Annotated in this window: 31 protein-coding genes; 8 read left to right on the forward strand and 23 right to left on the reverse strand. The window is 44.0% G+C overall.

Annotated features, from left to right (window positions below):
- Positions 1-331: 331 nt before the first annotated feature.
- The 8 genes from HF312_14240 to HF312_14275 form a co-directional block, all read right to left on the reverse strand.
- On the reverse strand, positions 332-775 hold the full coding sequence (locus HF312_14240) for a 50S ribosomal protein L9 (GenBank protein ID MCU7521377.1): 444 nt from the start codon (positions 773-775) through the stop codon (positions 332-334).
- A 12-nt stretch (positions 776-787) separates the two neighbouring features.
- On the reverse strand, positions 788-1006 hold the full coding sequence (locus tag HF312_14245) for a 30S ribosomal protein S18 (protein ID MCU7521378.1): 219 nt from the start codon (positions 1004-1006) through the stop codon (positions 788-790).
- A gap of 21 nt (positions 1007-1027) precedes the next feature.
- Entirely contained in the window at positions 1028-1495 is a 468-nt protein-coding gene (locus HF312_14250; GenBank protein ID MCU7521379.1) for a single-stranded DNA-binding protein, read from the reverse strand.
- A 30-nt stretch (positions 1496-1525) separates the two neighbouring features.
- Complete coding sequence (gene rpsF, locus HF312_14255; protein MCU7521380.1) at positions 1526-1951, reverse strand: 30S ribosomal protein S6; 426 nt, start codon at positions 1949-1951, stop codon at positions 1526-1528.
- Between the two features lie 128 nt (positions 1952-2079).
- Positions 2080-2697, reverse strand: coding sequence for an aminoacyl-tRNA hydrolase (locus tag HF312_14260; protein ID MCU7521381.1), 618 nt, complete (start codon positions 2695-2697; stop codon positions 2080-2082).
- On the reverse strand, positions 2698-3324 hold the full coding sequence (locus tag HF312_14265) for a 50S ribosomal protein L25 (protein MCU7521382.1): 627 nt from the start codon (positions 3322-3324) through the stop codon (positions 2698-2700).
- A 30-nt stretch (positions 3325-3354) separates the two neighbouring features.
- Positions 3355-4305, reverse strand: a complete 951-nt coding sequence (locus HF312_14270) for a ribose-phosphate pyrophosphokinase (GenBank protein ID MCU7521383.1) — start codon at positions 4303-4305, stop codon at positions 3355-3357.
- 165 nt (positions 4306-4470) lie between these two features.
- Positions 4471-5136 carry a hypothetical protein gene (locus HF312_14275; protein MCU7521384.1) on the reverse strand — a complete coding sequence of 222 codons (666 nt, stop codon included), beginning with the start codon at positions 5134-5136 and terminating at the stop codon, positions 4471-4473.
- Between the two features lie 144 nt (positions 5137-5280).
- Between HF312_14275 and HF312_14280 the strand changes: the two genes are divergently transcribed.
- Positions 5281-5541: a zinc ribbon domain-containing protein gene (locus HF312_14280; GenBank protein ID MCU7521385.1), complete on the forward strand. Its 261-nt coding sequence runs from the start codon at positions 5281-5283 to the stop codon at positions 5539-5541.
- 272 nt (positions 5542-5813) lie between these two features.
- Positions 5814-6986 (forward strand): glutathione-dependent formaldehyde dehydrogenase, encoded by a 1173-nt coding sequence (locus HF312_14285; protein ID MCU7521386.1) that lies wholly within the window; start codon positions 5814-5816, stop codon positions 6984-6986.
- Positions 6987-7058: 72 nt separating this feature from the next.
- On the opposite strand, the gene HF312_14290 is transcribed toward HF312_14285, so the two are convergent.
- The 3 genes from HF312_14290 to HF312_14300 form a co-directional block, all read right to left on the reverse strand.
- Positions 7059-7310, reverse strand: coding sequence for a hypothetical protein (locus HF312_14290; protein MCU7521387.1), 252 nt, complete (start codon positions 7308-7310; stop codon positions 7059-7061).
- Between the two features lie 40 nt (positions 7311-7350).
- The gene (locus tag HF312_14295; protein ID MCU7521388.1) at positions 7351-7683 is read right to left on the reverse strand and encodes a DUF2752 domain-containing protein; all 333 of its coding nucleotides are present in this window, start codon (positions 7681-7683) and stop codon (positions 7351-7353) included.
- Between the two features lie 91 nt (positions 7684-7774).
- A complete protein-coding gene (locus tag HF312_14300; GenBank protein MCU7521389.1) occupies positions 7775-9001 on the reverse strand; it encodes a PAS domain-containing protein in 1227 nt (408 codons plus the stop codon).
- A 389-nt stretch (positions 9002-9390) separates the two neighbouring features.
- On the opposite strand from HF312_14300, the gene HF312_14305 reads away from it, so the two are divergent.
- Positions 9391-9582, forward strand: a complete 192-nt coding sequence (locus HF312_14305) for a hypothetical protein (GenBank protein MCU7521390.1) — start codon at positions 9391-9393, stop codon at positions 9580-9582.
- A gap of 174 nt (positions 9583-9756) precedes the next feature.
- A complete protein-coding gene (locus tag HF312_14310) occupies positions 9757-9930 on the forward strand; it encodes a hypothetical protein (GenBank protein ID MCU7521391.1) in 174 nt (57 codons plus the stop codon).
- On the opposite strand, the gene HF312_14315 is transcribed toward HF312_14310, so the two are convergent.
- Positions 9927-10460 carry a GNAT family N-acetyltransferase gene (locus tag HF312_14315; GenBank protein ID MCU7521392.1) on the reverse strand — a complete coding sequence of 178 codons (534 nt, stop codon included), beginning with the start codon at positions 10458-10460 and terminating at the stop codon, positions 9927-9929. The two genes, HF312_14310 and HF312_14315, sit on opposite strands and share 4 nt — an antisense overlap.
- 82 nt (positions 10461-10542) lie before the next feature.
- Here HF312_14315 and HF312_14320 point away from each other — a divergent pair, with 82 nt between their 5' ends.
- From HF312_14320 to HF312_14330, 3 genes are all read left to right on the forward strand, one after another.
- A complete protein-coding gene (locus HF312_14320) occupies positions 10543-13407 on the forward strand; it encodes a DUF2723 domain-containing protein (protein MCU7521393.1) in 2865 nt (954 codons plus the stop codon).
- A 170-nt stretch (positions 13408-13577) separates the two neighbouring features.
- The gene (locus tag HF312_14325; protein MCU7521394.1) at positions 13578-13901 is read left to right on the forward strand and encodes a hypothetical protein; all 324 of its coding nucleotides are present in this window, start codon (positions 13578-13580) and stop codon (positions 13899-13901) included.
- 188 nt (positions 13902-14089) lie between these two features.
- Positions 14090-16267, forward strand: coding sequence for a T9SS type A sorting domain-containing protein (locus tag HF312_14330; GenBank protein MCU7521395.1), 2178 nt, complete (start codon positions 14090-14092; stop codon positions 16265-16267).
- 57 nt (positions 16268-16324) lie between these two features.
- On the opposite strand, the gene HF312_14335 is transcribed toward HF312_14330, so the two are convergent.
- The 11 genes from HF312_14335 to HF312_14385 form a co-directional block, all read right to left on the reverse strand.
- Positions 16325-17074 carry a class I SAM-dependent methyltransferase gene (locus tag HF312_14335; GenBank protein MCU7521396.1) on the reverse strand — a complete coding sequence of 250 codons (750 nt, stop codon included), beginning with the start codon at positions 17072-17074 and terminating at the stop codon, positions 16325-16327.
- Positions 17071-17520, reverse strand: coding sequence for a hemerythrin domain-containing protein (locus HF312_14340; GenBank protein ID MCU7521397.1), 450 nt, complete (start codon positions 17518-17520; stop codon positions 17071-17073). Before HF312_14340 ends, HF312_14335 begins: the two co-directional genes overlap by 4 nt.
- A 35-nt stretch (positions 17521-17555) precedes the next feature.
- Positions 17556-18257: an SCO family protein gene (locus HF312_14345; GenBank protein ID MCU7521398.1), complete on the reverse strand. Its 702-nt coding sequence runs from the start codon at positions 18255-18257 to the stop codon at positions 17556-17558.
- A gap of 15 nt (positions 18258-18272) precedes the next feature.
- Positions 18273-19004 carry a formylglycine-generating enzyme family protein gene (locus HF312_14350; GenBank protein MCU7521399.1) on the reverse strand — a complete coding sequence of 244 codons (732 nt, stop codon included), beginning with the start codon at positions 19002-19004 and terminating at the stop codon, positions 18273-18275.
- Positions 19005-19101: 97 nt separating this feature from the next.
- Positions 19102-20595, reverse strand: a complete 1494-nt coding sequence (gene nirK / locus HF312_14355) for a nitrite reductase, copper-containing (GenBank protein ID MCU7521400.1) — start codon at positions 20593-20595, stop codon at positions 19102-19104.
- A 16-nt stretch (positions 20596-20611) separates the two neighbouring features.
- Positions 20612-21091: a hemerythrin domain-containing protein gene (locus HF312_14360; GenBank protein MCU7521401.1), complete on the reverse strand. Its 480-nt coding sequence runs from the start codon at positions 21089-21091 to the stop codon at positions 20612-20614.
- Positions 21088-22188 carry a 4Fe-4S binding protein gene (locus HF312_14365; protein ID MCU7521402.1) on the reverse strand — a complete coding sequence of 367 codons (1101 nt, stop codon included), beginning with the start codon at positions 22186-22188 and terminating at the stop codon, positions 21088-21090. Before HF312_14365 ends, HF312_14360 begins: the two co-directional genes overlap by 4 nt.
- 48 nt (positions 22189-22236) lie before the next feature.
- Positions 22237-23037, reverse strand: coding sequence for a YwiC-like family protein (locus tag HF312_14370; GenBank protein ID MCU7521403.1), 801 nt, complete (start codon positions 23035-23037; stop codon positions 22237-22239).
- Positions 23038-23065: 28 nt separating this feature from the next.
- Entirely contained in the window at positions 23066-23593 is a 528-nt protein-coding gene (locus tag HF312_14375; protein MCU7521404.1) for a DUF1858 domain-containing protein, read from the reverse strand.
- On the reverse strand, positions 23594-24850 hold the full coding sequence (locus HF312_14380; protein MCU7521405.1) for a DUF438 domain-containing protein: 1257 nt from the start codon (positions 24848-24850) through the stop codon (positions 23594-23596).
- A gap of 112 nt (positions 24851-24962) precedes the next feature.
- Entirely contained in the window at positions 24963-25415 is a 453-nt protein-coding gene (locus HF312_14385) for an Rrf2 family transcriptional regulator (GenBank protein ID MCU7521406.1), read from the reverse strand.
- A gap of 174 nt (positions 25416-25589) precedes the next feature.
- Between HF312_14385 and HF312_14390 the strand changes: the two genes are divergently transcribed.
- Entirely contained in the window at positions 25590-26729 is a 1140-nt protein-coding gene (locus HF312_14390) for a hypothetical protein (protein MCU7521407.1), read from the forward strand.
- The last annotated feature ends 109 nt before the right edge of the window (positions 26730-26838 follow it).

The following is a 26838-nucleotide window of genomic DNA, read 5'->3' on the forward strand; positions in this document are numbered from 1 at the left end:
AGAAAATCTTTTCTAATTTTAAAACGGTCAGTAGGGCATTTTATACATTTCCCGCAGGAATTCCATCGGTTTGGAAAAACCTCCGGGGCCAGGCTGAAACGGCTCAGCTAATTATCACCAAAAGAAAAGCAATAGTCAAGACAGTACTTAAGGATTCGGAAGAAGTCCGGCTATTTACAATTCCGGGCGAATACTTTACAAACATAAAGAGATTTCCGCAGTAAAAGCAATAGCAAAAGCATATATAAGGTAAATATTTTACAAGAAGAGAGCAAAATAAAAAAAGGCCGGCTTTTAAGAAAGCCGGCCTTAAAAATAGTTCACGATTCAACTATTCGCGAACAACCCAGGTTTTAACAACAGCCGTTACGCTCGGATGGAGTTTAATATTGACGCTGTAGATACCCAGAGATTTAATAGGTTCAACGATTTCGATCTTGCGGCGGTCTATATCGTGTCCTTTTTCCTTTAAGCTGTCGCTTATCATCTGAGTTGTAACAGTACCGAATATTTTATCTTCCTCGCCGACTTTAACGGGGATGGTAACAGATACTTTTTCAAGTTCAGCGGCCAGGTTTTCGGCTGCCTGCAGCTCTTTAACCTTTTTCTTTGCCAGCTGTTTCTTTTCTTCTTCCAGCGCTCTAACGTTGCCTTTCTGGGCCGCGAAAGCGATATTGCGGGGAATCAAAAAGTTACGTGCAAAACCATCTTTTACATCAACCACATCACCAATCTGACCGAGTTGTTCGAAGTTTTTTCTTAATATAACTTTCATTATTCCTCCGTATTACTTTAAGGCTTCAGAAACATAAGGCAGTAAAGCGATTTGTCTGGCTCTTTTAATGGCAGTAACCAGTTCCCTCTGATGTTTGGTACAAGTACCAGTAATTCTCTTGGGAATGATCTTGCCCTGTTCGGTCAGAAACTTTATCAGTCGCTTTTCATCCTTATAGTCTATATATGTTACGTTAGCCTCGCAGAACTTGCAGATTCTTTTATTTTTCATAATTCTCAACCAACTTAAAAATTATTGATTATTTAATAATTCCGATTCTTCATCTGATAAGAACTTATCGAAAGAATTATCCTCAAAAGCCAAGTCATCCTCAGCCGCATCGATAAATGTGCCCTCGTTCGGAGAATTTTTACCGACTTTATTGAGGAACTGAATTCTTTTAGCTTTAATTTCGACAATACTTCTGTTATGGCCGTCTTCGGTTTTCCAGCTTCTGCTCTGAAGTTCGCCGTCGACCAGAACTGCGCTGCCCTTTTTAAGTCTTTCCTTGCAGCTTTCAGCCAGTTTGTTCCAGGCAACAACTCCCACATAGCAGACATCTTCCTGCCAGTTATTGGAGCTGTCCTTATACTTACGATTAGCAGCAATTGAAAAATTTACAACAGGCGTATTGTTTGAAGTCTGTCTGAATATTGGATCTTTTGTTAAGTTGCCTGCAACCAATATGCTGTTGAGTTCAGGCATTTTTAATTCACCCATGCTTAAATCCTCCATACTTATCGATATAGTTTATTGTACTTCCTTATCCGTTTTTTCTTCAGTTTTAGCGGGAGCCGGTTCTTCAGCCGGAGCCTGTTCTGCCTGAGCAGTTTCAGCTTCCTGAGCCTTAGCGGCCTTACTTTTCTCAATATATTCCAGAGCGAACTTATCCAAAACGATCGTTAAGAATCTCAGTACAAACTCATCGAGCTGGTACATTCTTTCGAGCTTTGCGATCAGATCTGTTGGTGCAGTAAACCTAAAGATCACATAATAACCGCTTTTTGTCTTATCTAAAGTATAGGCTAGTCTTTTTCTACCCCACTTTTCAACTTCAAGAATCTCTCCTCCGTTTACCCGGATGAGTTCTGAAATCCTGTTGATAGTAGCCTCGATCTGTTCTTCTTCGATGGCAGCGTTAATAATAACTGCGCTTTCGTAATGATTCTTCTGCATTGTCCTGATTCACCTCCTTTGGACTAAAGGCCCTCACCCCTATGGCAAGAGCAGGAGTTATTAAATTAGTTAACTATAAATTTTATTAAATACTCATACAATATACAATTTATTTCGCGGAAAGGGGGCTATTGAGCGTCATTTTCTTTCTCAGAGTCCTTACCTTCCGGATCGGCCGACTGCCTGCGGATGCTGTAAAAGTCGAGCATATTTTTGACGCCGCCTTTCACGTACTCTTCGAGCATCATGCTTCCCGTCATAAAGGCAGGCTCCAAAGCCTTAAATTCCTCTTCCGAGAAAGTGCTCAGCACATAATCGGCCATTTGCCCCTGAGAGAAATTCCTTCCAATGCCAATTCTCAGGCGGGGGAACTTGTCAGAAGCAAGATGATAAATAACAGAACTAATGCCGTTATGGCCGCCATCGCCGCCCGAGAGCTTAACCTTAAGCTGCGCCAGGCTGAGGTTCAGGTCGTCATAAAGCACCAGAAAATCTTCAAGCTCCAGCTTATGTTCAGAAATAAAGTCACTTGCGGCAATACCGCTTAAGTTGACATAAGTGCTGGGCCTGATCAGTATAAAGGGGGAGCCATTCAATTCCCCCTCGGCAAAATAATAGCTTTTCTTCGAAGCCTTAAAAGAGAGATCAAATTTTTGGGCGAAATAGTCGAGGAGCATAACGCCGACGTTATGTCTGGTCTTTTCATAACGGCTCCCCGGATTTCCTATAGCAAAGATAGCCCGCAATTACTCTTCTTCTTTATCAGTCTTGCCTTTGGCGATAACTTCAGGTTCAGCAGCAGCCTCTTCGGTAGCTTCTTTTTCAGCTCTCGGGGTAACTACTGAAACGACAACAGCATCAGGAGCATTAAGAACGTCTATGTTTTCGAAGCTCAGGTCTCTGACGTGGATTGAATCGCCGAGGTTCAGTTTTTCGACATTAACTGTCAGGTGTTCAGGCATGTCCTTAGGCAGACATTCAACGTCCAGCTTATGGAGCACCTGCTGTAAGACACCGCCCTGTTTAATACCGGCAGCATTCCCAACCAGAAGGATAGGAACTTCGATTTCCATCTTATCTGAAGTATTGATGCCGTGCAGGTCGAAATGAACGACTCTGTCTGTCACAGGGTCAAACTGTACGTCTTTAAGGACGCATGTAAGTCCTTCTTTATCACCGACTTTAAGGCTGACGATATGAGCCTCAGAAGTATAGATAAGGGGTTTAAGAGCCAATTCAGGCACTTCGATTAAAACAGGTTCCTGGCCTTTTGAATAAAACACACCCGGAACTGATCCCTGTCTTCTAAGCTGTTTATTCGCGCCTTTATTACTTTTTTGTCTTTCATTGGCATTTAATGTTATTTCTGCCATATCATCTCCAAGATATTAATTCAAAATTTCTTATCCTTTATCAATTTCAAAGAGCGAACTGATTGATTCGTTCCTATAGGTACGCCTAATGGCTTCGGCGAAGATTTCCGAGGCTGTTCTCACGGAAATTTTGCTTCCGTTCTTCGCAGCTTCGTCAAGAGGAATTGTATCGGTAACATAGAGCTTTGTAATTTCCGATTTTTCAATTCTATCCACAGCATCAGCCGAAAGCAAGGGATGAGTAACAGCGCCAAAGATTTCGAGAGCGCCTTTCTCCTTAAGGGCTTTAACGGCAGAAACAAACGTACCGCCAGTATCTATCAGGTCATCAACTATCAGAACATTTTTGCCTTCAACGTTTCCGATGATGTTCATTACTTCGGAAAAGTTAGGTTTAGGCCTTCTTTTATCTATAACCACGAGGCTGGCGTTCAGCCTTCTGGCATAGGAACGGGCCATTTTAATGCCGCCGATATCGGGTGAAACCACCACGAGGTTATCCTTGTTCTCCTTAAACAGACCGGAGAAAATAGGAGAAGAATAGAGGTGGTCGAAGGGGATATCGAAGAAACCCTGAATCTGAGCCGCATGCAAATCCATTGTAATTACCCTGTCGGCGCCGGCAACAGTGATCATGTTGGCCACAAGTTTCGAAGTAATTGAAACCCTGGGCTGATCTTTTCTGTCCTGACGTGCATAGCCGAAATATGGAATAACTGCCGTAATTCTCTTAGCCGATGCCCTCTTTGCAGCATCGATCATGATAAGCAGTTCCATCAGGTTTTCAGCCGGAGGGTTAGTTGTCTGAACAATGAAAACATCCCGGCCCCTGATGTTTTCTTTATATTTAACCCAAATCTCACCGTCGCTGAATCTCTTAAGGTCAAGATCGCCTAAATTCATTCCCAGATGAGCTGCAATTTTTTCTCCGAGCTTTGGGTTGGCGCTTCCGGAGAATATTTTAAATTCTATTTCGGACATTTTTCTGTCAAGTTTATAAAAATCTCACAAAGGAAATTCTAAATATACGGAAAACCACGGGGTAAGTCAACAAAACAATAGAGCATGAATTTTGCGCAAAGACTTAGAATTCCCCTTGGCCGTGTATATTTCTATCCGGGCACGCGGTGTGAGTTTGCCGGTACTTTAGGATCTATTTTTTCTAAAAAGAAATATAATTACAATTAGCAAAACAGCAAATGCCAATGAATATATCCAGACAGGGGTTTCCTTCAGCTTGAAGGGCCTGTATGTAGCCGTAATTGTCTTACCCATGCCGATTTCGGAGAGCTTATAGCGCCAGGTAAGCCTGTTTTTGCTGATTTCCTGGGCATTATGTGTAATAATGTCGCCAGGAAGGTAATAAACATAAGTCACTGTAAAGGAGCCTGCATCCACGCCGAAGCCGGTAGCCACGGGAGGGATAAACTGTGAGAATATTTTCTGTCCGGCTGCACCGTTTTTAATGGAAAAGTTGGCGTCCTTAAAGGCTTTGGTATTGTTCAGAGAGTCCAGATGCTGAAATGTAAATTCCACTTTTGCATGGATAGTTGTATCGGAGCTGTCTGCATAAACCTCAATTTTATCTATTTTGGCGTATTTTGAAGCAAATTCGTTTTTAATGGAGTCGGGATTGAAGATGCCGACCTGTTTGACAAAGAGGGAATCCTGTGTTTTTGTTGTTTTCATCCAGTAATGAACGAACATGTTCCCCGAGCCGTCAGTTTTAACGGTTGTTTCCTGATAATAATTAAGGCAACCATTTAGAAATAAAGTTGTATAAACCAAAAGCGCAATTAATTTACGATTCATATATCCTGCAAAAAAGTTATTGGCAAAAATAGCTAAATTTAGGATATTATTGCAATAAGCAGTACAAATTGTTTTCACTAACTTTTATAGAACGGGAAAAATCGCTATTTTTGCGTGTAATTAAATATTGAAAAGAGGTTTATAATGCCGACATACGATTATAAATGCACAGAATGTGGATATTCATTTGAGTATTTTCAGAAAATGACAGATAGTCTGCTTGAGGAATGCCCTCAATGCCACGGCAAGCTCAAGAGGCTTATCGGCCCGGGTGCAGGTCCCATCTTCAAAGGAACGGGATTCTACCAGACTGACTATAAGAACAAGGGCAATGGCTCAGGTTCATCAAAGAGCAAATCGGTTTCAATTCCGAAGAACATTTCCACATCCTCAGACACAAAGTAATTAAGTCCGGTTGATGCTGCCGGCCGCAAAAAGCCGCAGCACCAATTTGGCCTTAAAACACCACAAAAAAAGTCATACACCGGCAGGGCACGGCTTTAATAGAATATTCCAGGATTTCTTCAATTACTCCCTGAAGGCAACCTTATCAGCATAGCCTTACAAAAAACAGCGGCATCTTCATTTCCCATGGTGCAAACTAATTGGAATTGCCATTCATACCGGGCTTAAATAATATAAATTGTCGTTTGTCTTAAGAATAAAGGAGGAAATATATGAAGGCGGTTGTTTTCCACGGTTCCGGAGACATCAGGGTTGAGGTGGTAAAGGACCCTGAGATAAAGAATTCAGGAGATGCTATTATAAAAGTTACCTCGACGGCAATCTGCGGCTCCGATCTGCATCTTTACGATGGGTACATTCCAACTACTGAAAAGGGGGACATATTCGGGCATGAGTTCATGGGGGAGGTTGTAGAAAAGGGCAATGACGTAAAAAAGCTGAATGTAGGCGACAGGGTTGTAGTCCCCTTCCCTATTTCATGCGGAGAGTGCTACTACTGCAGGCAGCAGCAATACTCATTGTGTGATAACAGCAACCCTAACAGGAAAATGGCTGAAAAGGTCTACGGGTACTCCCCGGCCGGTATCTATGGGTATTCGCACCTTTTCGGGGGAATTCCGGGCGGGCAGGCCGAATATGTAAGGGTTCCGTATGCTGATGTAGGCCCGATCAAGGTCAATAACGGATTTACCGACGAGCAGGTACTTTTTTTGTCAGACATATTCCCCACGGGCTACATGGCAGCTGAAAACTGCGCATTAAAAGGGGGTGAGACCGTTGCTGTATGGGGATGCGGCCCCGTAGGGCAGATGACAATACAGAGCCTGTTCCTGCTTGGTGCTGGCAGGGTTATAGCAATAGACCGGGTGCCATACAGGCTGCAGATGGCAGAACGCCTGAGCAAGGCCGAGGTAATTAACTATGATGAGGATAAGAACGTAATTGAAAGGCTGAAAGATATGACGGGCGGACGCGGGCCTGACTGCTGCATCGATGCCGTGGGAATGGAATCGCATGGATCGGGACTCATGGGTTTTTACGACCGTGCAAAGCAGGCAGTGCGTCTTGAGAGTGACCGTCCAACCGCCTTAAGGGAAGCAATACAGGCATGCCGTAAAGGAGGAGTGGTTTCAATTCCGGGTGTATTCGGCGGTGTAGCAGACAAGATACCCTTAGGGGCTGCATTCAACAAGGGCCTGACGCTTAAGATGGGGCAGACACACGTACAGAAGTACATGGCTCCCCTGTTAAAAATGATAGAAGACGGAAAGATTGATCCCTCACAGATTATTACACACCGCATTAAAATTGAAGATGCGCCCCGCGGCTATGCAATTTTCAGAAATAAAGAGGACAACTGCGTAAAAGTCGTGATGAAGCCTTAATACCAGTTTTTAAGAACCGGCAGATACATGGCGTATAAATTAGCGAAGTAACTGCCGGTCCAGTAAAATTACTTAAAACACTCCCAGGCCGGCAATAAGTCTTATCGCCCCCACGAATACCGCCACCAGGCAAAGATACAATCCAAAAGTTGCCGGGCGGTTGGGCTGGCCGGGCTTTGTATTTTTCCTTGTAATATAACTTACAACGCCCCCAATAATTGCAAAGGGGATATTGATCCAGTTTAATGCACCCAAACAGGGGAAGAATCCGATTATGAAACCGATTATAGCCAGAACACCCCATGCGAAACTGATAACCTGCATTTCTTACCTCATTTATAAATTATAAGCTTTATTAGTTTTTTCAGAGTCTGATAAATAATTTTCTGAAATATAATTTTTTGAAAGCAAATCTCCCCAGAAAAACTAGCTGGTTTAAGACCAGGAGAGAGTAAAGCGCCAAAGAGGCGCGGTTAGAATTAAAGGCGTTTGTAAAGTCGCCCTTTGATATTTCTATAAAAGCCGTAGTCATGCCGCACAAGGGGCACTGCCCGAGGCCAAGCCTTTTACTTTCACATACAGGAGTAATTTTATATATAGTGCTTTCAGGCAGAACAAAGGGGACAGTCAGTATAAAAAGCGCGGCAATGCTAAGAGCTGCCCATACGATAAAAAAGCCCTGCCTGAATTCCTTCATTTAACTTTCTGCATTGTGGTTATATAATATAAATTTATCCCGGTTTATTTTCACCATGCAGAAGGAAATAAACTAAAAAAAACGGGAGGCCCTATTCCTGGGCCAGCCTGAGAGAAAAAGTAAACTCACTTCCCTGCCCCGGAACGCTCTCGACGCGGATGGTTCCGCCGTTTTTTTCCACGAATTCCTTTGAGAGCACCAGTCCCAGTCCAGTGCCCTTTTCTTTTGCAGTGCCTTCTGTTGAGACGCATTCATCAATCCGGAAAAGTTTTTCTTTTACTGCCTCAGGTATACCGACGCCCTCGTCGCAGACGGAAACGTTTACCATGTCGTTCTGCACAGAACTGAACAGGGCAATTCTTCCGCCGGGCTTTGTAAACTTAAGGGCATTTGAAACAAGGTTCCTGACTACGGCAGCGGTCATATTTTTATCTGCAAAGACCATAATCTGCGCTGGGATGCGGTTTTCCAGGATAATTTCTTTTTTCTGAATCTGGTCCTGGTAAAGCTCAATTACCGAGTAGAAGATATCGTTAAGCTTAAGAATTTCCGGAGAGAACTTAAGTCTACCGGTCTGGAGCCTGGCCCACTGGAGCAGGTTTTCAAGCAGCCTGAAAACCCCGTTTGCAGACTTGCTTATGCTTTCTGATAGGACCTTAACTTCCTCTATAGCCAGCTCATTTATGTGCGAGGCCAAAAAGTCCGAAATGCCCAATAAAGAAGTAAAGGGGCTCTTGAGGTCGTGAGCAATAATTGAGAAGAATTTATCCTTGCTTGAATTGCTTTTAGCCAGTTCCTCGGAATATTTCTTAATTTTATCCTCGGCCTTTCTGACCTCTGTAACATCTCTTGAGATGCCGACAATACCTATATAGTTGCCCCTGTAGTCAGTAATCGGAACCTTTGTAGCCGAGACATAGCGGTACTGGCCGTCAGCCCTTCTGATCTTTTCGACCTTTGAGATCAGGGCCTTGCCGGTATCTATAATATTCTTCTCATCCTTGAAAGCCTCAGAGGCGTGTTTTTTTGTAAAGAAGTCAAAGTCACTCTTGCCGATAGCCTCTTCAGGATCATTTAAGCCGAGGACTTGTGCCTGGGCCCTGTTTACCCTTACGAATCTGGAATCTTTATCCTTGAAGTAGATAGTATCAGGAATATTATTCATGAGAGAAAAGAGCAGGTCCTTTTCAAAAGCCAGTTCCTGGAGAATAACCTTGTTTTCCGCCTCAATATTTTCCAGATCCTTTACCCTTTTACGCAGACGCTCCAGTTCCTCTTTCTGGGATTCCGGCAGCATGTCTGTATTTTCTGTTTTCATAAAAACACTTCCATAAAAACACTGGGGAAATTTATTAAATCGGTTCTTAAGCTTTCTTTGAGTCCGAAAGATAATATTTTTTTACAAATAATCCTCTGTCTGAAAATAAATTAATGAGGATGAGACATCGTGGGCTGTTAAGGAGTGAAAAGAGAATAATAAAAGTATTCAGAATAAGAAAAAAATTAGGAAATTTCAAAAAATCTTTTTATATAATTATTACAGGGCACGCGGAAGCATAATTCTCCCTCTGGCAGAAGATGCCAGAATCCGGCATAAAACATTTTTGATTGTACAGAATCTGTTATCATTAGATAATTCCGTCACAGGTGAACGAATACCGAACCGATTACTTTTATTTTATGCATTAATTACAAAAGGAGGGCAAGATGCTGTATTTAGCATTAATACTGGCAGTCGTCATTTCCTTTGTTCTGGGAGCAGTACTGGTCTATGCACGTTTCAACAGCAAACAGACAAAGATACATAATCAGTATTTCCGTGAACTGCAGGAGAACTACAATCTTGAGCTTCAGAACAAATGGCTCAAGGAGTCTCTCCAGAAACTAAACTTGTTATAACTTCAATTAAAACCGGGACATAATTTTGCAGCCTTGTCAGTAAGAAAAAGCTGCAGAAAGTTTTCTCTTTCGCCACACACACACAGGACCGGGTCGCCCACACAGTGATTGTATCATGTCCTGAAGGCAGCATAAGCCGCCCGGCAGGGACATTTTTCAGGAGACAAAGTAAAGATGACGAACAAAGAATTTTTGCTCAAGGAGTACAGGAAGGCGCTCAGAAAGGGTTACTTTCATTATGCCTGGGTCATACTGCAGAATCTGCACAAAAAGGCGAAATATGAAAAGTTTAATGTCGAGTTTTCAAACCTTTACGTAAATGAGGACGGGATTTTATTCAACAGTTAATTATTACTTCTTTCCCATTCGTCTTTAAGTATGCTCATTCTGTAGAGGCTCCAGTACTCGTCGCCGACTCTGCGCACGTCCCTATGGAATCCCTCACGGACGAAGCCAGCTTTTTCATAGCAGGCAATGGCTGAGGTGTTAAAGTCGAACACGTTGAGTTCAATTCTATGCAGGTTCAGGTCCTCAAAGCCCACTTCCAGTATTTTTCTCATCATTTCCTGCCCGATCCCTTTTCCCCTGAAGTTTTCTGGGCCCACAAGCACGCGGCAGATGCAGGCCGATCCGTTTTTCCTGTCTATGCTGTTGAGTTCAATGTGCCCCAGGCTCTTTTTTGTCAAAGCATCCCCGACGGTAAAAATAAGCCTTGGGGGGCCGGGCTTTTCAGCCTCGCGGATATAATTTTCAAGCTGGGAAGTGGTCAGCGGGAAGGTAAAGATGGTGCCGGCCCACTGGTATAAAAGTATAGGGGAAGTAATCCAGTCTATAAGCTGGTGGAAATCCTCCCTTGTAAATTGTCTAAGCTCAATCATCCGTTCTAAAAGGTATTAGTGATTTATTCAGCTAAATTTAATATTTTACATTCATAATTCAAACCACAATCCTGTGAATCAAATGAAAAACAAAACACTTCAGAGAACAGTAGGGCTGGTGGTTTTCTTAATTACAGCAGTAATTTACTTTCTGACCGTACAGCCTTCAGTATCGTTCTGGGATCCGGGAGAAATAGCCTCTGCGTCGTACTCACTAATGGTTCCGCATCCCCCGGGCGGGCCGATGTGGCTCATAATCGGAAGAGTATTTTCTATGATCCCCTTTGCCGGGAGCATAGGTTTAAGGATCAATTCATTTTCAGTTCTTGCCAGCTGTTTTTCCGTGTTGCTGCTTTACCTGGTTGCAGTAAAGATAATTGAAAGCTACAGGGGGCGGGAATACAGGAATATGGCAGAGGCGCTTTTAACCTACATACCCGCTGCCATTGGGGCTCTTGCCTATGCATTCTGCGACACCTTCTGGTTCAACGCGCTCGAGGCAAATTACTTTGCCGTAAGCACACTTCTTTACTCTCTTGTTGTATGGCTTATGATGCTCTGGCATGAAAGATACAATTCGCCGGACAATGAGAAGTACATCATACTGATGGCCTACATAATAGGAATTTCAGCAGGCGTGCACCTGATGAGCATGCTGGCAATTTTAACTTTTGTAGGCGTTGTGGTAATGAAAAAGTACGTTACAGATGAAGTGATGTATAAAAAAAGCGCCTACATTCTTCTGATACATCTGGCCATAATGACGGTTGTGGCCCTCGGGCTCTGGGGATCTGAAACCGGGACAACTGCACCTTCGCCCGAAGCCTACCAGGAATTCGACTCAAAGTTCAGATGGATCATGATCGGCATATCGGTTATCTTCATGTTCATATTCCGCGACAGGATATTTAACAGGAGCTCATTTTATATGCCTCTAATGATTGGAGCCGTAGTGCTGGCAGCCGCATACCCGGGCATTGTAAAAGGTTTTCCGGCATTGCTGCTTTGGATTTTCGGGCCCGATCCGATTGTTAACATGATTGTGTATATAATTATTCTGGCCGGACTGGCTTACCTCTCGTACTGGACAATTAAGAACAAAAAGCCTCTGTTAAACCTGTCCTCTTTGTGCCTGTTGTTTGCCCTTATAGGTTTTTCCACCTATTCCATGATAATAATAAGGGCAACACAGGAGCCTCCGATGAATGAAAATGACCCTGAGACTTTCAGGGAGCTGGATTCTTATCTGGGGCGCGAGCAGTATGGCGACTTCCCTGCCTTTAAGAGGAGGTTTTCTTCGGAGCCTCACCAGCAGGCAATTTATACCGAATACTCGAGTGACCTGGATTTTCTCTGGAAGTACCAGATTAATCATATGTATAACAGGTACCTCTTATGGAACTTTGTCGGGCGCCAGTCATACATTCAGGATGCCGGCGTAAGCGTTAAAGACTACTTTGCCATTCCATTTATCTTTGGCCTTTTAGGCCTGTACTTTTATTTCAGGAAGGACTGGAAAATGGCCTCGGCATTTCTGATACTGTTTATTTTCATGGGCTACCTTATCGCATTCTACCAGAACCAGCAGGAGCCGCAGCCGAGAGAAAGAGATTACTTTTATCCGGGAGCCCTTTTTGTCTTCTGCCTTTGGATTGCTGTAGGCGTAAAAGAAGTGATGGAAGTAATAAGGGAGAAGCTGCGCGGCAGGACGTATGAAAAGGCAGCCTTGTTCGGTTTTCTAACGCTGGCATTTTTGTTTATACCTTTGCGTATGCTGCAGGTAAATTATTTTACACACGACCGCTCGCGCGACTGGGTGCCGTGGGACATGTCGTACAACCTTCTTCAGAGCTGTCAGACTAATTCAATTTTGTTTACAAACGGCGATAACGATACATTCCCCCTCTGGTTTTTGCAGTATGTTGAAGGAATAAGGCGCGACGTCAGGATTGTAAACCTTAGCCTTGCAAATACGGACTGGTACATCAGGCAGCTGAAGCACACGAAGCCTTATGGAACTCCGGAGGTCAAATTCAGCCTTAGCGACGAGCAGATTGAAGGCATTGAACCTATGCAGTGGCAGCCGCAGAACGTTTCAATACCTGTAAGCCCCCAGGTAATTAAGGACTACGGTGTTAAAGACACATCAGTGTTAAGAACAGGCAGAATCACCTTCAGGATGAACAATACACTTCAGTACGGCAGCGTAAAGGTAATTAGAGTGCAGGATATTGTAGTAAAAGACATCGTTACTTCAAACGCCTGGCAGCGCCCGATATATTTTGCAGCCACAACGCCCAGAGACGCGAAGATAGGGCTGGACGACTACCTGCAGACCGAAGGGCTGGCCTCAAGGCTCATGCCCGACAGGGGCTTAAGGGGAATGGAAGCCGTAAATGAGCCGGTAATGCGACAGCAGCTTCTGCAGCAGAATCCCTCTTTCTCAAAAGATTACAAGCCGGGCTTTAAGTTCCGCGGGATAAATACAAAAGGGATATTCTACGATGAGACCCACATGAGGATGATACAAAGCTGCAGGATACCTTTTCTTCAGCTGGCATACTATTACACAAACATTGCCCATAACAGCCCTATGTGTATTAAGGCGCTGGACGAGATGGAAAGGACAATACCGCAGGATTTAATTGAGATAGATTACAGAAGCCTCTACGATATAGCAAATCTTTACAGGGCTGCCGGGGCACAGGACAGGTTCCGCCAGACGGCAGCTAAAGTAGAAGCTGAAGCCCTCAGGGAAGTTGACCTCCAGTCATCCAATCCTCAGGCGGCAATAGAGGCTTACAGGATCCTGGAGGACTTATACGTAAGCCTTAAAAATTACGATAAGGCTGTAAATCTCCTCCAGAGGCTGCAGAATTATTATCCCGGGGATACATCAATTAAAGATGAGATAGACAGGATAAACAGATTAAAACAGACACCTTAAAAACAAAAAAGGCTGCCTAGGGCAGCCTTTTTTCCCAAAAAGAAGACCTCCTCAGGAAGCAAAATAATTCCTACAAATAGAAAAAATGTTGATCCCCGCCATATGGATTTCAGAGTTGTTTTTTTTATATTGTCTCTAAGATAGAAATTTTATGCAGCAGGGCTTAAGTCATGAAAATATTTAACGCATTTATACTTGTGCTTCTTATAATTTTTTCTTCGTGTTCATCGTCAAAAGACTCTGCCGCGGGGGAAGTAAAGACAATTAAGGGCAGGGTTTTCGTGGTTGGAAATTCTCCTTTTACACATATGGCACTTCAGACTGATTCCACAACCGTCTACCTTCTTGACTGCAGCAAGGATATACAGAAGCAGCTGTCGGAACACCAGGGAAACTTTGCGGAAGTTTCCTATAGCGGTACCGTAGAGACACCGGATGGAAAGGCGTTAAAAGTCATAGGAGCAAGCCTGCTTCCCCAAAAAGTCCCTGATTGAGACAAGGTGTTCCGTCTAGTTAATTTGAGAACAATGCCGATAATTATGTTTTATACCCGGATACAGCTGTGTGATTATTTACATCTATTTATAACCCAGACAAAGAGGTACACATGCGACTTTTTTCGACACTATTTCTGTTGGTCAGTTTAGCTATTTCCCCTGTTTTTGCCCAGGTCAGGCTTCCCATGTCAGAAAGGAACACCGGCGGGAGCTATCCGATAGACGGGACACACCTGCTTGAAGAGCAGGAGCGGATGGTAAGTGAATACATTAAGCAGCACCCCGATGAAATGGCAAAGATGAGGCTCAGCAAGACTGGCCCCTGGAACTTCACTGTAAACTCACATTATACCTGGTGGTCGCAGGATTTCGCACCCAACGGCAGCTACTATCAGGTTCCTTCCACATGCCGCAAAGTAGGAACAAACTGCTATATTTTCGTTGAGGATGCAATCTGGAACAGCCGCGTAAATCAGGCGGCGGTTGACTCTGTAGCTCTTTATTTTGACAAGAAGACCCCGGCTAATCCCAATATGGGAATTTTTCAGAGCGATACTACTGCCTTCGGCAGCCCATATGACGTTGATGGTGATCCAAGGATAATTATTCTAATTGAGGACATAAAGGACGGCTACAATGGATCTGGCGGCTATATTGCCGGTTACTTCACAAGTTTAAATGAAACCGGGATGACATATAGTAACCGCGCCGAGATGTACTATCTGGACGGAAACCCTGGCGACCTATCAACCGAAGGGGGGATTTACCAGGCAATTTCCACAACAGCGCACGAGTTCCAGCACATGATATTCTGGCATCTCCAGGGCACGAAGCAGCCCACTTTTATAAACGAAGGCTGCTCAATGCTTGCAGAAATTAACGCAGGCTTTGCCGCAAGAGGACAGGGCGGGCAGTACGGCTATAACAACGAGACTAACTACTACCTTATGGGCTGGCGTGGAGTAGATGATGACAATACGCTGATCGATTATTCGCGCGCATCCAGGTTTTTCCTTTACCTGAGAGATCAGTTCGGGATGGGGATTTTTAAGAAGATCGTTAATTCAAAGCAAGTTGGCTCAGCATGCTTCAACGATGCATTTGCACAGATGGGATCAGCTCTTAAGCTTTCAGACGTCTTTACGAATTTTATTATGGCCAATATTGTTGACAACAGGTCACTGAATGCGGCTTATGGTTACGTCTATCCAAACCTGCCAAAGCCAACAGGAACTGTTTTTGCCAATCCGAATGTCTCCTCCAGCAGCAGCCTGCACTACCTGGCAGGAGAATACCTAACGTTCAATAACGGCAGGAATCTGAATATCACTTTTAATTCCTCAAACAGCAGCCTGAAAGTTATGGCACTCGAATCGGGGCCATCAGGCAGCAGAATTCAGAATGTTGCCTTAGGAACGCCATTCAGTGAGCCCCAGTTTGGAGCCGGGTATACGACTGTTACATTTGCTGTAATAAATCCTATTGAAAGCAGTGACAACTCAGCTTCCGTAAATTATTCTTACACTTCCACCGGATCGGCCGCTTCCCAAATGGAGCTGAAGTGGGATGACGAAGAACCGACCGGATACTATGTATTCAGCCCAAAAGATACAGTCTGTGTCACATTTGACGCAGTACTGGGCGGACACCTGGACTCGATAAGAGTTGCATTAAGAAAAGCCGGTTCCATAGAAGGCGGAGTGTGGGAGTCAACAGGTAAGTCAAGGCCCACGCCGCTTGGAAAAAAGCTGGCCTCACTTACTGCATCTACCACCTTATCACCTTCTGTTCCCTATCCTGTTCCATGGCCTAACTGGAGAGGAGTTGACTTAAGGCAGAAGAATATATCAACCGACAAGCCGTTTGCGGTTGGATTTGTTTTTGGAGATAATCCCGGTGCACCCGGGGTGATGATTACCAGGCACAGTGGGACCGATCCGTACCATAGCTACACATACTTTACTCCTTCTGAAAACCCTGCCAACTGGTATTTCCTGTCGGACGGGGCTAATAATGATTCTGTGGCCATATATATGATACGGGCTTATGTAAGCTTCGGGGCAACAGATGTACAGGAAGTGGCAGGATCTGTAAAACCTTCAAAATATTCTTTGTCGCAGAATTACCCGAATCCCTTTAACCCTGTCACTACTATACGTTATCAGATCCCTCAGTCAGGGTTCGTAACGCTGAAGGTTTATGACATGCTTGGGCATGAGGTAAGAAGCCTTGTTGAAAAGGATCAGACAGCAGGAGAATATACTGCAACATTTGACGGGAAGAACCTTGCCTCAGGAATTTACCTTTACAGGCTCACGCAGGGAAGTTTCACAGAAACAAAGAAGCTCATTCTTATGAAATAAAAGAAAATGTTTTAAGAAAAGAAAAAGGCTTTGAGCTTGCAGGCTCAAAGCCTTTTTTCATTTTACGGCTGTAATAATGAGGTCTTTTGAAGTAAACTTCTCAAACTTCTGAAGCCCGAGGCTTCCGTAAAATTTAATTTTCCTGAAACCCGCCTCTTTCAGGAGTTTCTGAAAGACTTCTTTTGTATGAGGATAAAGAGAGGTTGTGTAGAGACTTCTTTCAGAAGGTTTGTCCTTCTTAAACTTAAGTATATTGAAGTTCAGGCGTTCTGGCAAAAAGTCGTAGAAGCGTACGTAAACCTCGTCGTTCATTTCCGTGATATTTATAATGCGGTTATTTTCTTTAAGAATCTGGCTGTAGTTTAAGACCTGCAGTACGGCTGTCCCTTTTTCATTGAGGATCAGTCTTATTTTCCCGAGAGCTTCCGGGAGCTTTTCAGGAGAAAGGTTTGCCAGAGTATTGCCTAAAGAAAATGCAACGTCGAACCTGTTATAAAATTTCTTATTAATTTTATCAATACTGCTTTTGACAAACTGAACGTCCAGGCCGAAATCCGAGGCATTACTCCGGGCCTTGTCAAGCATGCCTTCGGACTGGTCAAAGGCCGTTACACCAAGGCCGCTTAAGGCAATAGAGACCGAGTCGAGCCCGCTTCCAGATCCAAGGTCTGCCGCAGTGTGCATGGAGTCATTTATGAATTTGCTTAAGACACTTTTTCTTCTTTCTAGGGCGGTCTTAAAGCTGATCATGCCGTCATAGAAAGAAGAGATATTATCGAAGAAGGTTTCATTTTTCTGCCGAGTCATCTGACCGCCTTTATTTTTCCGTTTAATTCGTTTAGTTCATCTTCAGAAAACACCTCTTGAATTCTTGGAAAAAGCTCCCGCTCTTCCTTTCTAATGTGGCCTTCAAGAAAGCGGCCCAGCGTGTCAAGCTTTTCCTCCAGTCCTGTTTCATCCTGAAGCAGGCTTTCAACCAAATGCCTGATCTTCTTATGCTCTTCCATTATTTCCTTAAAGAGGCCGTCAAGGATCGTGTCTTTCCCCTTTACAAAGGGGTAGAGGACTTTTTCTTCGGCTGCAAAATGAACAACGAGGTCGCTTTCGTAGAATTCGAGTGCGCGCCTGGCTTTTTCCTGCGGGCTTTCAGGAACGCTTTCAAGGCGGGGCGCATCTTTCTTCAGCATCTGCGCTAGCTTTAATGCGTGATGATGGTCGTGCGAAAGCGGAACTAAGGATTTACTTCTTGGCATAACGTTAAAATATTATTTATTTGAGAATAAAAGAGTCAGTTAATTGCTTTTAACCTGCTTACAATATCCTGCACGTCCTTATTTAATCCCTCGTGCTGAAGGACCACCTCGCCTTCCTTGTTAAGCACGCTAATGAGGTTACTGTGCACGTAATCACCGTTATCATTCTTCTTATACTTAAAGCCGAGCAAGGCAGCAAGGCTTCTTACATCATTTTTATTTCCGGTCAGAAGTTCCCAGCGCGAAAGGTCTAGGTTCTGCTTTCTGCTGTAATCAAATAATGCTTTTGGAGAATCACGCTCTGGATCTATTGAGACGAGGACAAACTTTACATTTGTCTTTTCATTCTCAGGCATTTGGGCTTCAACCTTTCTCATATCGTTAACAATTAAAGGGCAGGCATACGTGCAGCTTGCAAATATCATTGCCAGGACGACATTGTGCCCCTTAAGATCTCCCAGTAAAATTTTATTATTTAACTCATTACTCCACGATGAGCCGAGCTGATAGACCGAGTTATCTGTGAACTCCCCTACCGCTTCCTCTTCCTTATCTTCAGAGCAGCAGGACTTTTTTTCTCCGGATTTCTTTACGGCAGAATTTATTTTAGAAGAATCCACGGCTGAAGTAACTTTCTCATAACTGGCCAGCTGCCTGGAATTATTTAACGTAAAATAACCTGTCAGCGCAATAATAAGCAAAGCCGCAGGCAAAATAATTATCAGCGTCTTTTTCATTTCTTTCTCCAAAATTTACTTAGCATCTTTAACACAGCGGAACCCCAGGTCGTAGAGCGTGTAACTGGCCTTAAGCCCGTTGCGGAAAGCGAACCTCAGGAAGGCCGCGTAATTTGCAGGGTCACTGCTGTTTACAACGCCGCTCCCGCAGAACAGATTTGATTCATCGCCATCTCCTCCAAGGCCTCCGGCAAGAATGCCGTTAAAGTCGTCAACCCATTCAAAGACAAGTCCGTGCATGTCATAGACACCGTAGCGGTCAGGCCTTCCAAGTCCCACATCCGAAGGGCGTTCAGGCTTTGGAGTAAGATACCATTCAAGAATTTTCTGATTTAATTTCTTTTCATTGCCGGGCTTCTGTCCCGAGAGTGCGACAAATTCCCATTCTGCAATTGAGGGGAGGCGTTTTCCTTTCCACTCAGCATAAGCCTTTGCAGCAAACCATGAGACATTTGTAACCGGGCTATTGGGATCTGCATCAGGCCCAATTTCAAGATCGCTCTTCCAGTGCCGCAGGTAAGTCGGGCCGGCAAAAATCCTCTTTACCTTTGAGCGCTGCCATTTAGGATTTGCCTTAACAAACTTCAGGAACTCCCCGTTTGTAACAGGGGTGCGGTCCATGTAAAAAGGTTTTACGCGGACCGGAACTAAAGACTTGCTGTCTTTCCAGAAAGGAGTGTACCTGCCTCCCTTGATGAGGACCATAGAAGTCTTTTGCGGCGAAGGCGTTTCTTTTGCAGTCAGCATATTTGCCGCAATGAGCAGAACTGATACTGCGGCAAACATCCTTGCACCGGAAAATATTTTATTCTTAAACATCGAATACGCCAGCATTTTATTATCCCTACTTTCCTCTGACTTTCTTTACCTCATCTACAGTAACCACGTCGCCCTTGTTGCCAAAGCTGTTGCGGACGTAAGTCAGTACGGCCGCAATCTGCTGATCACTCAGGCTTAGCTGAGGCATTGTATTATTATACTGTTTTCCATTTACGGTTACAGGACCTGTAAGGCCGTGCATAGCAACGCGTATGCTCCTTTGCTTATCGGCCATAAGAAAGTCGCTTTTTGCCAGGGGCGGAAATACGTTCGGAATTCCATGTCCGTTTGCCTGGTGGCAGGAGACGCAGTTTTGTGTAAATACCTGCTGCCCCATTGCCATTAGGCTTTTCATGTCTTCAGGAGCCGCCTGAGACTGATTAGCTGCTGAAGGCTGGTTTCCTGAAACAGGCACATTGCCTGAAGGAGTTGTTCCAGCAGGAGCCTGCTGAAGGCTGCCTTCTTCTTTTGCAGTCGAGCCGAGATAAATTTCATCTGACTGTTTGCCGGAGTAGATTGTTTTATTCTCCGCTCCCGAGACAACCATTTTGCCAACGCAGCCCTTGCTCTGCGCCCTGAAGTAGGAATGATCAACAAGCGTGTAGGTCCCGGGCACATCAACCTTGAACTGCAGAATTGAAGTCCCGCCTGCAGGTATAAGCGTTGTGCCCACGTTTTTCTGTGTCACAAGAGACCCGCCCTGAAAATGGACCTCATCAAAAATTTCACCTATGAGGTGGAATGAGGAGATCAGGTTTGGACCCCCGTCGCCCATAAAAAGGCGCACTGTCTGCCCCGCGTCAGCCCTAAGGGACTTATCTCCTATAAGAGATCCGACTTCTCCGTTAAAGACAACATAAGAAGGATTTTCATCCACAGCTTTCTGCATGTCGAACATCTGAAGGCCGGGGTCACCGAAATTTCCCTGTGTATAAAACTCGCTCTGCATTACATAGTACTCGCGATCGACCTTCGGCAGGCCTTCTTTTGGCTCTACGAGAATGAGGCCGTACATACCGTTTGCAATATGGAGACCAACGGGAGGTGTTGCGCAGTGATAAACGTAAAGGCCCGGATTAATGGCCTTAAAAGAAAAGACCGATGTGTGGCCGGGAGCCGTATTTGAAGATTCAGCACCTCCTCCGGGGCCTGTAACGGCATGAAGGTCGATATTATGGAGCATCGTCGAACTCGGGTGATTGTGGAGGTGAAACTCAACAAGGTCACCTTCTCTTACTCTAATAAACTTGCCCGGCACTTTTCCGCCGAAGGTCCATTTGTTATACGTTACCCCGTCGGCAAGGCGGGAGACTACTTCCTTAACTTCAAGATTAACGATGACCTTTGTTGGGTAATTCCTCGTAATCTGCGGGGGAACATAAGGAGCATCGGTTAGGATTGCATTTTCCTCTCCCTGTATCTCCTCAGATCCTCCTCCGCCGCAGCCGGCAGAAAACAGTGTTAAAGCAAAAGTAACAACACCAATAAAAATTCCTGATTTATTTACAAATGACCTCATCGCTATTTTTCCTCCATCATTTTTGCTTCCAGTTCTTAAAAATCTGTGTTAAGGTTTTTTGCGGGAGGATGTCTTTAGCCATCAGATAAAAGCAGTCATTTTCTTTCTGAATATGATTTGAGAAAAGATGCGCAAACTCCCTGGCTTTAGTCTTTAACTCCAGCGCAAGGCCTCCGTAAGCCGGGTTTTCATTTACTCCCGGCATAAGCTGTTTAAGCAATTCCAGAGACTGCGTTATCTGCCTGTGTTCATCTTTAAAGGACTGAAGACTGAAGTCAGAGACGTAGCTTTTCAGTCCGGGATAAATTTTTCTTTCCTCATTTTCACAATGATTATGAAAGTCAGCGGCAATGTAATCTACAGAACCGCGTATGACATTCATATCCTCATTGCTAAAGCCCTGCTTATAGATTCTGCTGGCTGCATCAATCAGGAAGGTCATCTGCACTAGTGCCCGTTCATGCTCTTTCATCAGGTTTGTCAAAGTTCCTGTCATTTTCCCTGTCCCTGGTTATAGTTGTGGCCTGCCTCTTCATTAAATCTGTGCGTTTCATCTACTCCTGTTGGGTGCCCGTAGGTATTCATATTCTGGTAAAGCATGAGGTACTCCTCTTTTGAGATATTATTCTGCCAGTGCCCGGTTAAGATTCCCACAGCTGTAACTATCATAAAGACGGCAACAATTGCTGCTGCTATATACTTCTTCCGGACCGTGCGCTTTGTAATAAGGGATTTCACTTCCAGAGTATCTGCTACAGGGCATGCATCAACGCAGCTAAGGCAGCTTGAGCATTCATCGGATATTACCGTTATAACTTTATCTACTTTAATTCCGGACGGGCATACCCTGGCGCACTTGCCGCAGTCGATACAGCTAACGGGGTTTCTTTTTATCTTGTGAGGGCTTAAGAACGACAGGAGACCTAAAAGCGCACCGTAAGGACACAAGTAGCGGCACCAGAAATTCCTTATGAATACAGAAAGCACGAGGAGTGATCCGATAACTATTAAAGAGAATCGTGATATGTCTGCAAAGAAGTAGTACATCTTGATATCCGCCACTATATTATATGGGCTGTCGAGGAAAGCCTTAATGGCAATTTCGCTCATGATAAAGAATATTGAGTAAGCGAAAAAGCCCAGCAGCAGATACTTTAAGCTGCGCAGAGGATAATCGAGAAATTTCGGCATACGGAGTTTTTTCTTAAACAGTTTTTGAGTTATCTTTTCTCCAAAATCGCCGACCAGTTCCGAGATGAAACCAACCGGGCATAACCAGCTGCAGAACGCTTTACCGAACACGAGCGATACGAAAACTATACCCAGAAAAATGAAAAGGCCTGCCGGATGAGCATAATGAATGTGGCCGGTAATGATTGTGTAATACAGGCTCATCATAGAGCTGATTGGCAGAAAACCTTCTACTCCCGGAGGCCTCTGGTAAAATGAACCGGTTCCTCCTGATTCAAGATACCCCGTGAACAGATAAAATTCTATGCCTATCCATATGCACAGCGCCGCAAAGAGGCTCTGAATTAAGAACCTGTATTTCTGCACCGGCTTTTCAGTATTTTTAATGATCTTGTTTTTCATCGCTTTGTAAATTTTTAGTTTTCTGTATTTAACTGTAACTACGTAATATTAATACCCGCTTAAGGACACCAATAAAAGAAACACCAGAGAGTATGCTAAAAATGTCATGCCTATTTTTTTGTAGCTCACTTTCAGCGGGAGTTTGAAAGTGCCGGCTATTGCATGCAGAAGCATGGGAGTGTAAGCCATAGCTATCAGCAGTTTTGAGGGAAACTCCAGCGTAAAGGTGACGAGAAGAATTACAGCTATAGCATGGTACAGCAGGTTCAGGCGGCCTATGGACAGCTTTTCCTGAAGTGTGATATTACTTTTCTTTAATGAAGAGAGCTTCATCTTCATATGCACATAAAAGGCACTTGAGCCGAAGAAGAGCACATTCAGAAGATAAAGTATCAGGCTTTGTGAAGTAAAACTATTTTCATTCAGGTATACTACTGCAGGAGCGCTTAGAGTAAGGCCTGCCATTGCAAGAAAGTCGCTCCACACGTTTTTCTTAAAGCGGAACATTATGTAGAGGCTTAAAATAAAAAATACTATGGCCGAAGCGGCAAAGATCAGGAGGCCGTATTTCCTGGAAAAAACAATCAGGGGAAGCCCTGAAAGGAGGCTTAAGGAAAAATAAACCGCAAACCAGAAGCGCGCATTTTTAAGCTTATCTGTCTTCGGCATTTTTTTGTAGCAGTGCTGCAGCATCACTTCGGCCGGGGTGTAGCTCATAAAAAGGAAGAAAATGCTTATAAAAAAGAGAACAACAGAAATACTCAGCCTGTGCGAGGCCGTTATGCCTGTAAGGACAGGTACGAACAGTACTGCCCATGATCCATGTTCTCTTGTAACTACCGGTTTCATTTTTCTTAACCCTCTTTCTTTCCCTGTGTTAACATTTTTTAATATAAGTTTCGAACCTGCTGCTGCCTGTTTTCTTCGACCACACGGTGTGCCCCTTTTCTTTCATTTTATCGATTAAAGGTGCCGGAGTAAAGGGGGTAATAAGGAGGTAAATTTCCCCGGAATTTAACTTGCTTACGCCTTGGGCCACCTTAGCGCCCGGATGAACGCCGTCTTCAAGATCCTGTGCGGCATCATAGACTACTGAGGGGTTGATTTCCTCTTCAATCTTGGGTGCATTCAGCTTCCAGCTTTCCCCTTCAAAGTCACTGTCTGAATCCACGCCGGCAGCCCGTCTGAGTTCGTTTATCAGTTTTGAAATCGGTATCTGTCCCACAGTTGCAGCCTGGCGCAGGCTGGTTACCTTAGCTATGGTTTTTCTTAGAACAGGGCTTTTGAGTTTTGTAAAAACAGGAGCCAGTTCAATTAGGACTGACTCCAGGAATGGGAAATTATCCAGCAGTTCCCCGACTTTGGTATCAGGTGTTATTGCGAGGTCAATATTTTCCTTGTACATTTAGTTTTTCTCCGTTTCTGTATTTTCATCATAAGAAAGTATTCTTCTTTCACCTTCAAGTTGTCTTAACCTGGTGAGGTCCTGAGTAACTTCAAGAGTTCCCAGGTATTCATTAGTTTCCGAGCGCACGGCATAGTAGGAAATAAAGATAAACCTTCCGCGCATATTGATCCAGAATTCAGCCTTCTCCTGGCGCCCCTGACGCAAGTCATCCAGGATTTTTTCCACAACGGACAGGCTCGATGGCGGATGGCAGAACTGGACCTTGCGCCCAAGTATAGCTTTATTTCTCTGAAAAATTCTTTCCTTTCCGTGCGAAAAGAACCGAACGAAATCATCTTTATCCACAAATGTCACGTCAAAAGGAAAAGTGTCGAGCATTGCCGTAAGTTCCTTTAGAGTAAATGATCCGGTTGGAAGATTAACCTTTCCTTTCAGCTGGTTAAATTCAGAATTTGAGTTTTCCATTGCCGCGGGCTTCCACTCGTCTACGGGAGCAAAGAGGCAGTAGCCTATTTCATCGCTCTGGCGCATGACTTCAAACCATTCCTCTTCCTTCAGAGTATCCATTGCCATAGGAAAAAGGATCTGTTCTTCCTTATAAATCATCTCCTCTACGGCAGCTGCGGCCGGGGCAAGTGAAATTTCAATAACAGCTTTTCCGTCGCCTGAAGTGATATTGTGTGACTCAGGCAGAACTGTAAGGGCGTTTTTAAGAAGTGTGCGGGCTTCATCATCTTTTCCCCACATGACGGTTGAGGGCCCTGTAATCTTGTACTTCTCGAGGAACGGGAACAAAAGATTTTCTTTTCTTAAGTAGTGCTTATCCACATCCATAAGGTTATTAAAATGTGTGTGGAGCTTCAAGAACAGTCCGCCTGCTGCGGCCTCATCATCCATGGCGTTAATCTCAGTAAATATTTTCCTTATAAATGAGATTTCCCTTCTTAAGGCCTGGTTTTCCCTTTTGAAAGTGTGCACAGGGTGGCCCGAGGGTTCTTTTCTTGAAGAGCTCAGGTCTATTATTCCCTTCAGGGCGTCTGAATGCAAATCGCAAAGCTCCAGCATATTGTCTCGGTCGACACCCTCACTAAAGAGTTCCTGCTCAACTGTAACTACGTCTTCGTAAGGGACTTCCTTTAAGAGAGAGGAGATTTCCTGTTTTACCGCTTCCGGAGTTTCACCGCTATTGATCTTAAGTATCATCGACTTAAGAAGTGCCAGCCTTTCCTGCCTGTTATTGATTATTTCGCTCATTTTGTGTTTGCCCTTATTGTTAAATTTTATTTTCAGAATTTTTTATCCGATTTATATCTAAAAAAAGAGTCCGACGCCCAAGCTCCGACGTCAGACGCCAATTTTTCAATCATTAAATAGTTTCTGTTGAGGTCCCTATGCTTCTAATTTTGTCCAGGGTGCGTTCCTTGAATTTATCCAGGGTTTCCTCGCTAAGCATCTTGTAAGCTTCAGTTCTGAGTTTTCCCCACTTGTCATGAACCGGGCATGGATGTTCAGGGTTACAGTTCGGAAATCCCAGCACACAGCTGTTGAAAATGCCGAGTCCGTCTATTGCCTCCACAATTTCAATGAGCCTGATCTGAGATGGGTCCTTAGCAAGTGCAAAGCCCCCTGTTTTCCCCTTTTTGGATTCAATTATTCCGTGCTCTCTTAAGCTCTGGAGTATCTTGGAGACAAATTCCTTCGGGATATTGAGTTCTTTGGCAATTACGTCAACCCTTACAACATCCTCCTGCATATTTGCAGCCAGGTAAAGCACGGCCTGTAGTCCGTATTCGCATTTTTTTGAAAATATTACAGTCATATTCAGACAAATTGTTCTGAATTAAATTATCATTTTATAGCTAAATTGTCAAGTTAATAATAAATATAAATTGACTTAAGTCAGTAATTTAATTCCGGCCTGTTGGCTCAGATTGCTATTTTAATATAATTTTTGTTATTTCCATGTAATAATTCCTATCAAGACGGGGTCAAGGTGAGAGCGATTCATCTTATTTTTATTGTTTTGATAACTGCTTCCCTGGTTTATTCGCAGAACGTAAGTGTTTCAGATTACAAGGTAGCCGTAAGTGAAGCCACAACATTCAGGGCAAACGGATTCTGGAACTGGTCGCAGGTAGGCGACAGCGTTTACAGCAATACGGCTTCAGCCAACCTTATTTTCAGGAAGTTTTATACTTCACTCCCTTTTGCCTGGTTTTTCAACGTGGATGCCTCGGGCGGAAACGATGACGGAAGGAAAACCTACGACATTATTGTTGACGGCAATATTCGGAAGTACATATGGGATAAGGAAGACTGGTTTGCATTTTCCGGGTTTTCAGTTGAAGGCTCAAAGGATTTTGCACAGGTTGCATCCAATATGACTGTCGGGGCCGGCTACGGACGCTACATCAATGCCACAGCCCTGGCAAAGGCTGTCAGGATTGAAGAACACCTGATAAAGGACAACGTTATTTCGGGTCATCTTCAGAAAGGGATAATAATAAACATCGCAAACATTATTGAACGCGAGAATGAGTATATTAACCTCTACGGCGCCGAAGTATACGAGACACAGTGGTTTGCAGACATAGAAAAAGAGATACAGGCCTCGGGACTTTTAAGAGGTTCGAACATCGGCTCCATTGGAATTCTCAGGATGAGGCAGGTATTATTCGGGATTAATGAACGCGTAAACCAGAGATTTTACGGATGGGATGTTTCTGCCGGGGCACTTTTCACAATAACCAAACCAAATAAATCCCCTGCCGGATCGCCAAACCTTACCATAAACGGCAGATATTCGTATCCTTTCAGTTGGAAGACACAGCTTAATCTTGATGCCGGTGTCTTTACGCCGATTGATTCTTCATTTGCAAAGGAAGTAACTGTAAATACGGGGTTTGATTTCATATACGAACTCAGTAACCGCATAAATCTCCTTACGGGCTACCGTTTCGGGGTATTCAAGCCTCAGGGGCAGACGGCATTGGTGAGTAATTCTGTAAATTTGTCTTTCCTTTTTTACCTGGAGAACAACATTTATTTTGGTGTAAACGCATCCTATGACAAGCAGACAAGGTCACAAAGGCAGATGAAAACGAGCCTCACGTTGTCGTATAATCTTTTCTAAAGTTTCTTGGGCTAAAGCCCCGAATATTTTTATTCCGTTCCCCACGACCTAAAGGTCGTGGCTGTTATGTTAAAAATCAAGTGTAATCGTAAATTTTTATGGAGCGATT

Source organism: Ignavibacteria bacterium, from assembly GCA_025612375.1.
GTDB lineage: Bacteria > Bacteroidota > Ignavibacteria > Ignavibacteriales > SURF-24 > JAAXKN01.

What these genes read in the sequence shown, in the direction of transcription:
- HF312_14240 (MCU7521377.1), bottom strand. Translation starts at nt 775, where the DNA reads ATGAAAGTTATATTAAGAAAAAACTTCGAACAACTCGGTCAGATTGGT.
- HF312_14245 (MCU7521378.1), bottom strand. Translation starts at nt 1,006, where the DNA reads ATGAAAAATAAAAGAATCTGCAAGTTCTGCGAGGCTAACGTAACATAT.
- HF312_14250 (MCU7521379.1), bottom strand. Translation starts at nt 1,495, where the DNA reads ATGGGTGAATTAAAAATGCCTGAACTCAACAGCATATTGGTTGCAGGC.
- rpsF (MCU7521380.1), bottom strand. Translation starts at nt 1,951, where the DNA reads ATGCAGAAGAATCATTACGAAAGCGCAGTTATTATTAACGCTGCCATC.
- HF312_14265 (MCU7521382.1), bottom strand. Translation starts at nt 3,324, where the DNA reads ATGGCAGAAATAACATTAAATGCCAATGAAAGACAAAAAAGTAATAAA.
- HF312_14270 (MCU7521383.1), bottom strand. Translation starts at nt 4,305, where the DNA reads ATGTCCGAAATAGAATTTAAAATATTCTCCGGAAGCGCCAACCCAAAG.
- HF312_14275 (MCU7521384.1), bottom strand. Translation starts at nt 5,136, where the DNA reads ATGAATCGTAAATTAATTGCGCTTTTGGTTTATACAACTTTATTTCTA.
- HF312_14280 (MCU7521385.1), top strand. Translation starts at nt 5,281, where the DNA reads ATGCCGACATACGATTATAAATGCACAGAATGTGGATATTCATTTGAG.
- HF312_14285 (MCU7521386.1), top strand. Translation starts at nt 5,814, where the DNA reads ATGAAGGCGGTTGTTTTCCACGGTTCCGGAGACATCAGGGTTGAGGTG.
- HF312_14290 (MCU7521387.1), bottom strand. Translation starts at nt 7,310, where the DNA reads ATGCAGGTTATCAGTTTCGCATGGGGTGTTCTGGCTATAATCGGTTTC.
- HF312_14295 (MCU7521388.1), bottom strand. Translation starts at nt 7,683, where the DNA reads ATGAAGGAATTCAGGCAGGGCTTTTTTATCGTATGGGCAGCTCTTAGC.
- HF312_14300 (MCU7521389.1), bottom strand. Translation starts at nt 9,001, where the DNA reads ATGAAAACAGAAAATACAGACATGCTGCCGGAATCCCAGAAAGAGGAA.
- HF312_14305 (MCU7521390.1), top strand. Translation starts at nt 9,391, where the DNA reads ATGCTGTATTTAGCATTAATACTGGCAGTCGTCATTTCCTTTGTTCTG.
- HF312_14310 (MCU7521391.1), top strand. Translation starts at nt 9,757, where the DNA reads ATGACGAACAAAGAATTTTTGCTCAAGGAGTACAGGAAGGCGCTCAGA.
- HF312_14315 (MCU7521392.1), bottom strand. Translation starts at nt 10,460, where the DNA reads ATGATTGAGCTTAGACAATTTACAAGGGAGGATTTCCACCAGCTTATA.
- HF312_14320 (MCU7521393.1), top strand. Translation starts at nt 10,543, where the DNA reads ATGAAAAACAAAACACTTCAGAGAACAGTAGGGCTGGTGGTTTTCTTA.
- HF312_14325 (MCU7521394.1), top strand. Translation starts at nt 13,578, where the DNA reads ATGAAAATATTTAACGCATTTATACTTGTGCTTCTTATAATTTTTTCT.
- HF312_14330 (MCU7521395.1), top strand. Translation starts at nt 14,090, where the DNA reads ATGTCAGAAAGGAACACCGGCGGGAGCTATCCGATAGACGGGACACAC.
- HF312_14335 (MCU7521396.1), bottom strand. Translation starts at nt 17,074, where the DNA reads ATGACTCGGCAGAAAAATGAAACCTTCTTCGATAATATCTCTTCTTTC.
- HF312_14340 (MCU7521397.1), bottom strand. Translation starts at nt 17,520, where the DNA reads ATGCCAAGAAGTAAATCCTTAGTTCCGCTTTCGCACGACCATCATCAC.
- HF312_14345 (MCU7521398.1), bottom strand. Translation starts at nt 18,257, where the DNA reads ATGAAAAAGACGCTGATAATTATTTTGCCTGCGGCTTTGCTTATTATT.
- HF312_14350 (MCU7521399.1), bottom strand. Translation starts at nt 19,004, where the DNA reads ATGCTGACTGCAAAAGAAACGCCTTCGCCGCAAAAGACTTCTATGGTC.
- nirK (MCU7521400.1), bottom strand. Translation starts at nt 20,595, where the DNA reads ATGAGGTCATTTGTAAATAAATCAGGAATTTTTATTGGTGTTGTTACT.
- HF312_14360 (MCU7521401.1), bottom strand. Translation starts at nt 21,091, where the DNA reads ATGACAGGAACTTTGACAAACCTGATGAAAGAGCATGAACGGGCACTA.
- HF312_14365 (MCU7521402.1), bottom strand. Translation starts at nt 22,188, where the DNA reads ATGAAAAACAAGATCATTAAAAATACTGAAAAGCCGGTGCAGAAATAC.
- HF312_14370 (MCU7521403.1), bottom strand. Translation starts at nt 23,037, where the DNA reads ATGAAACCGGTAGTTACAAGAGAACATGGATCATGGGCAGTACTGTTC.
- HF312_14375 (MCU7521404.1), bottom strand. Translation starts at nt 23,593, where the DNA reads ATGTACAAGGAAAATATTGACCTCGCAATAACACCTGATACCAAAGTC.
- HF312_14380 (MCU7521405.1), bottom strand. Translation starts at nt 24,850, where the DNA reads ATGAGCGAAATAATCAATAACAGGCAGGAAAGGCTGGCACTTCTTAAG.
- HF312_14385 (MCU7521406.1), bottom strand. Translation starts at nt 25,415, where the DNA reads ATGACTGTAATATTTTCAAAAAAATGCGAATACGGACTACAGGCCGTG.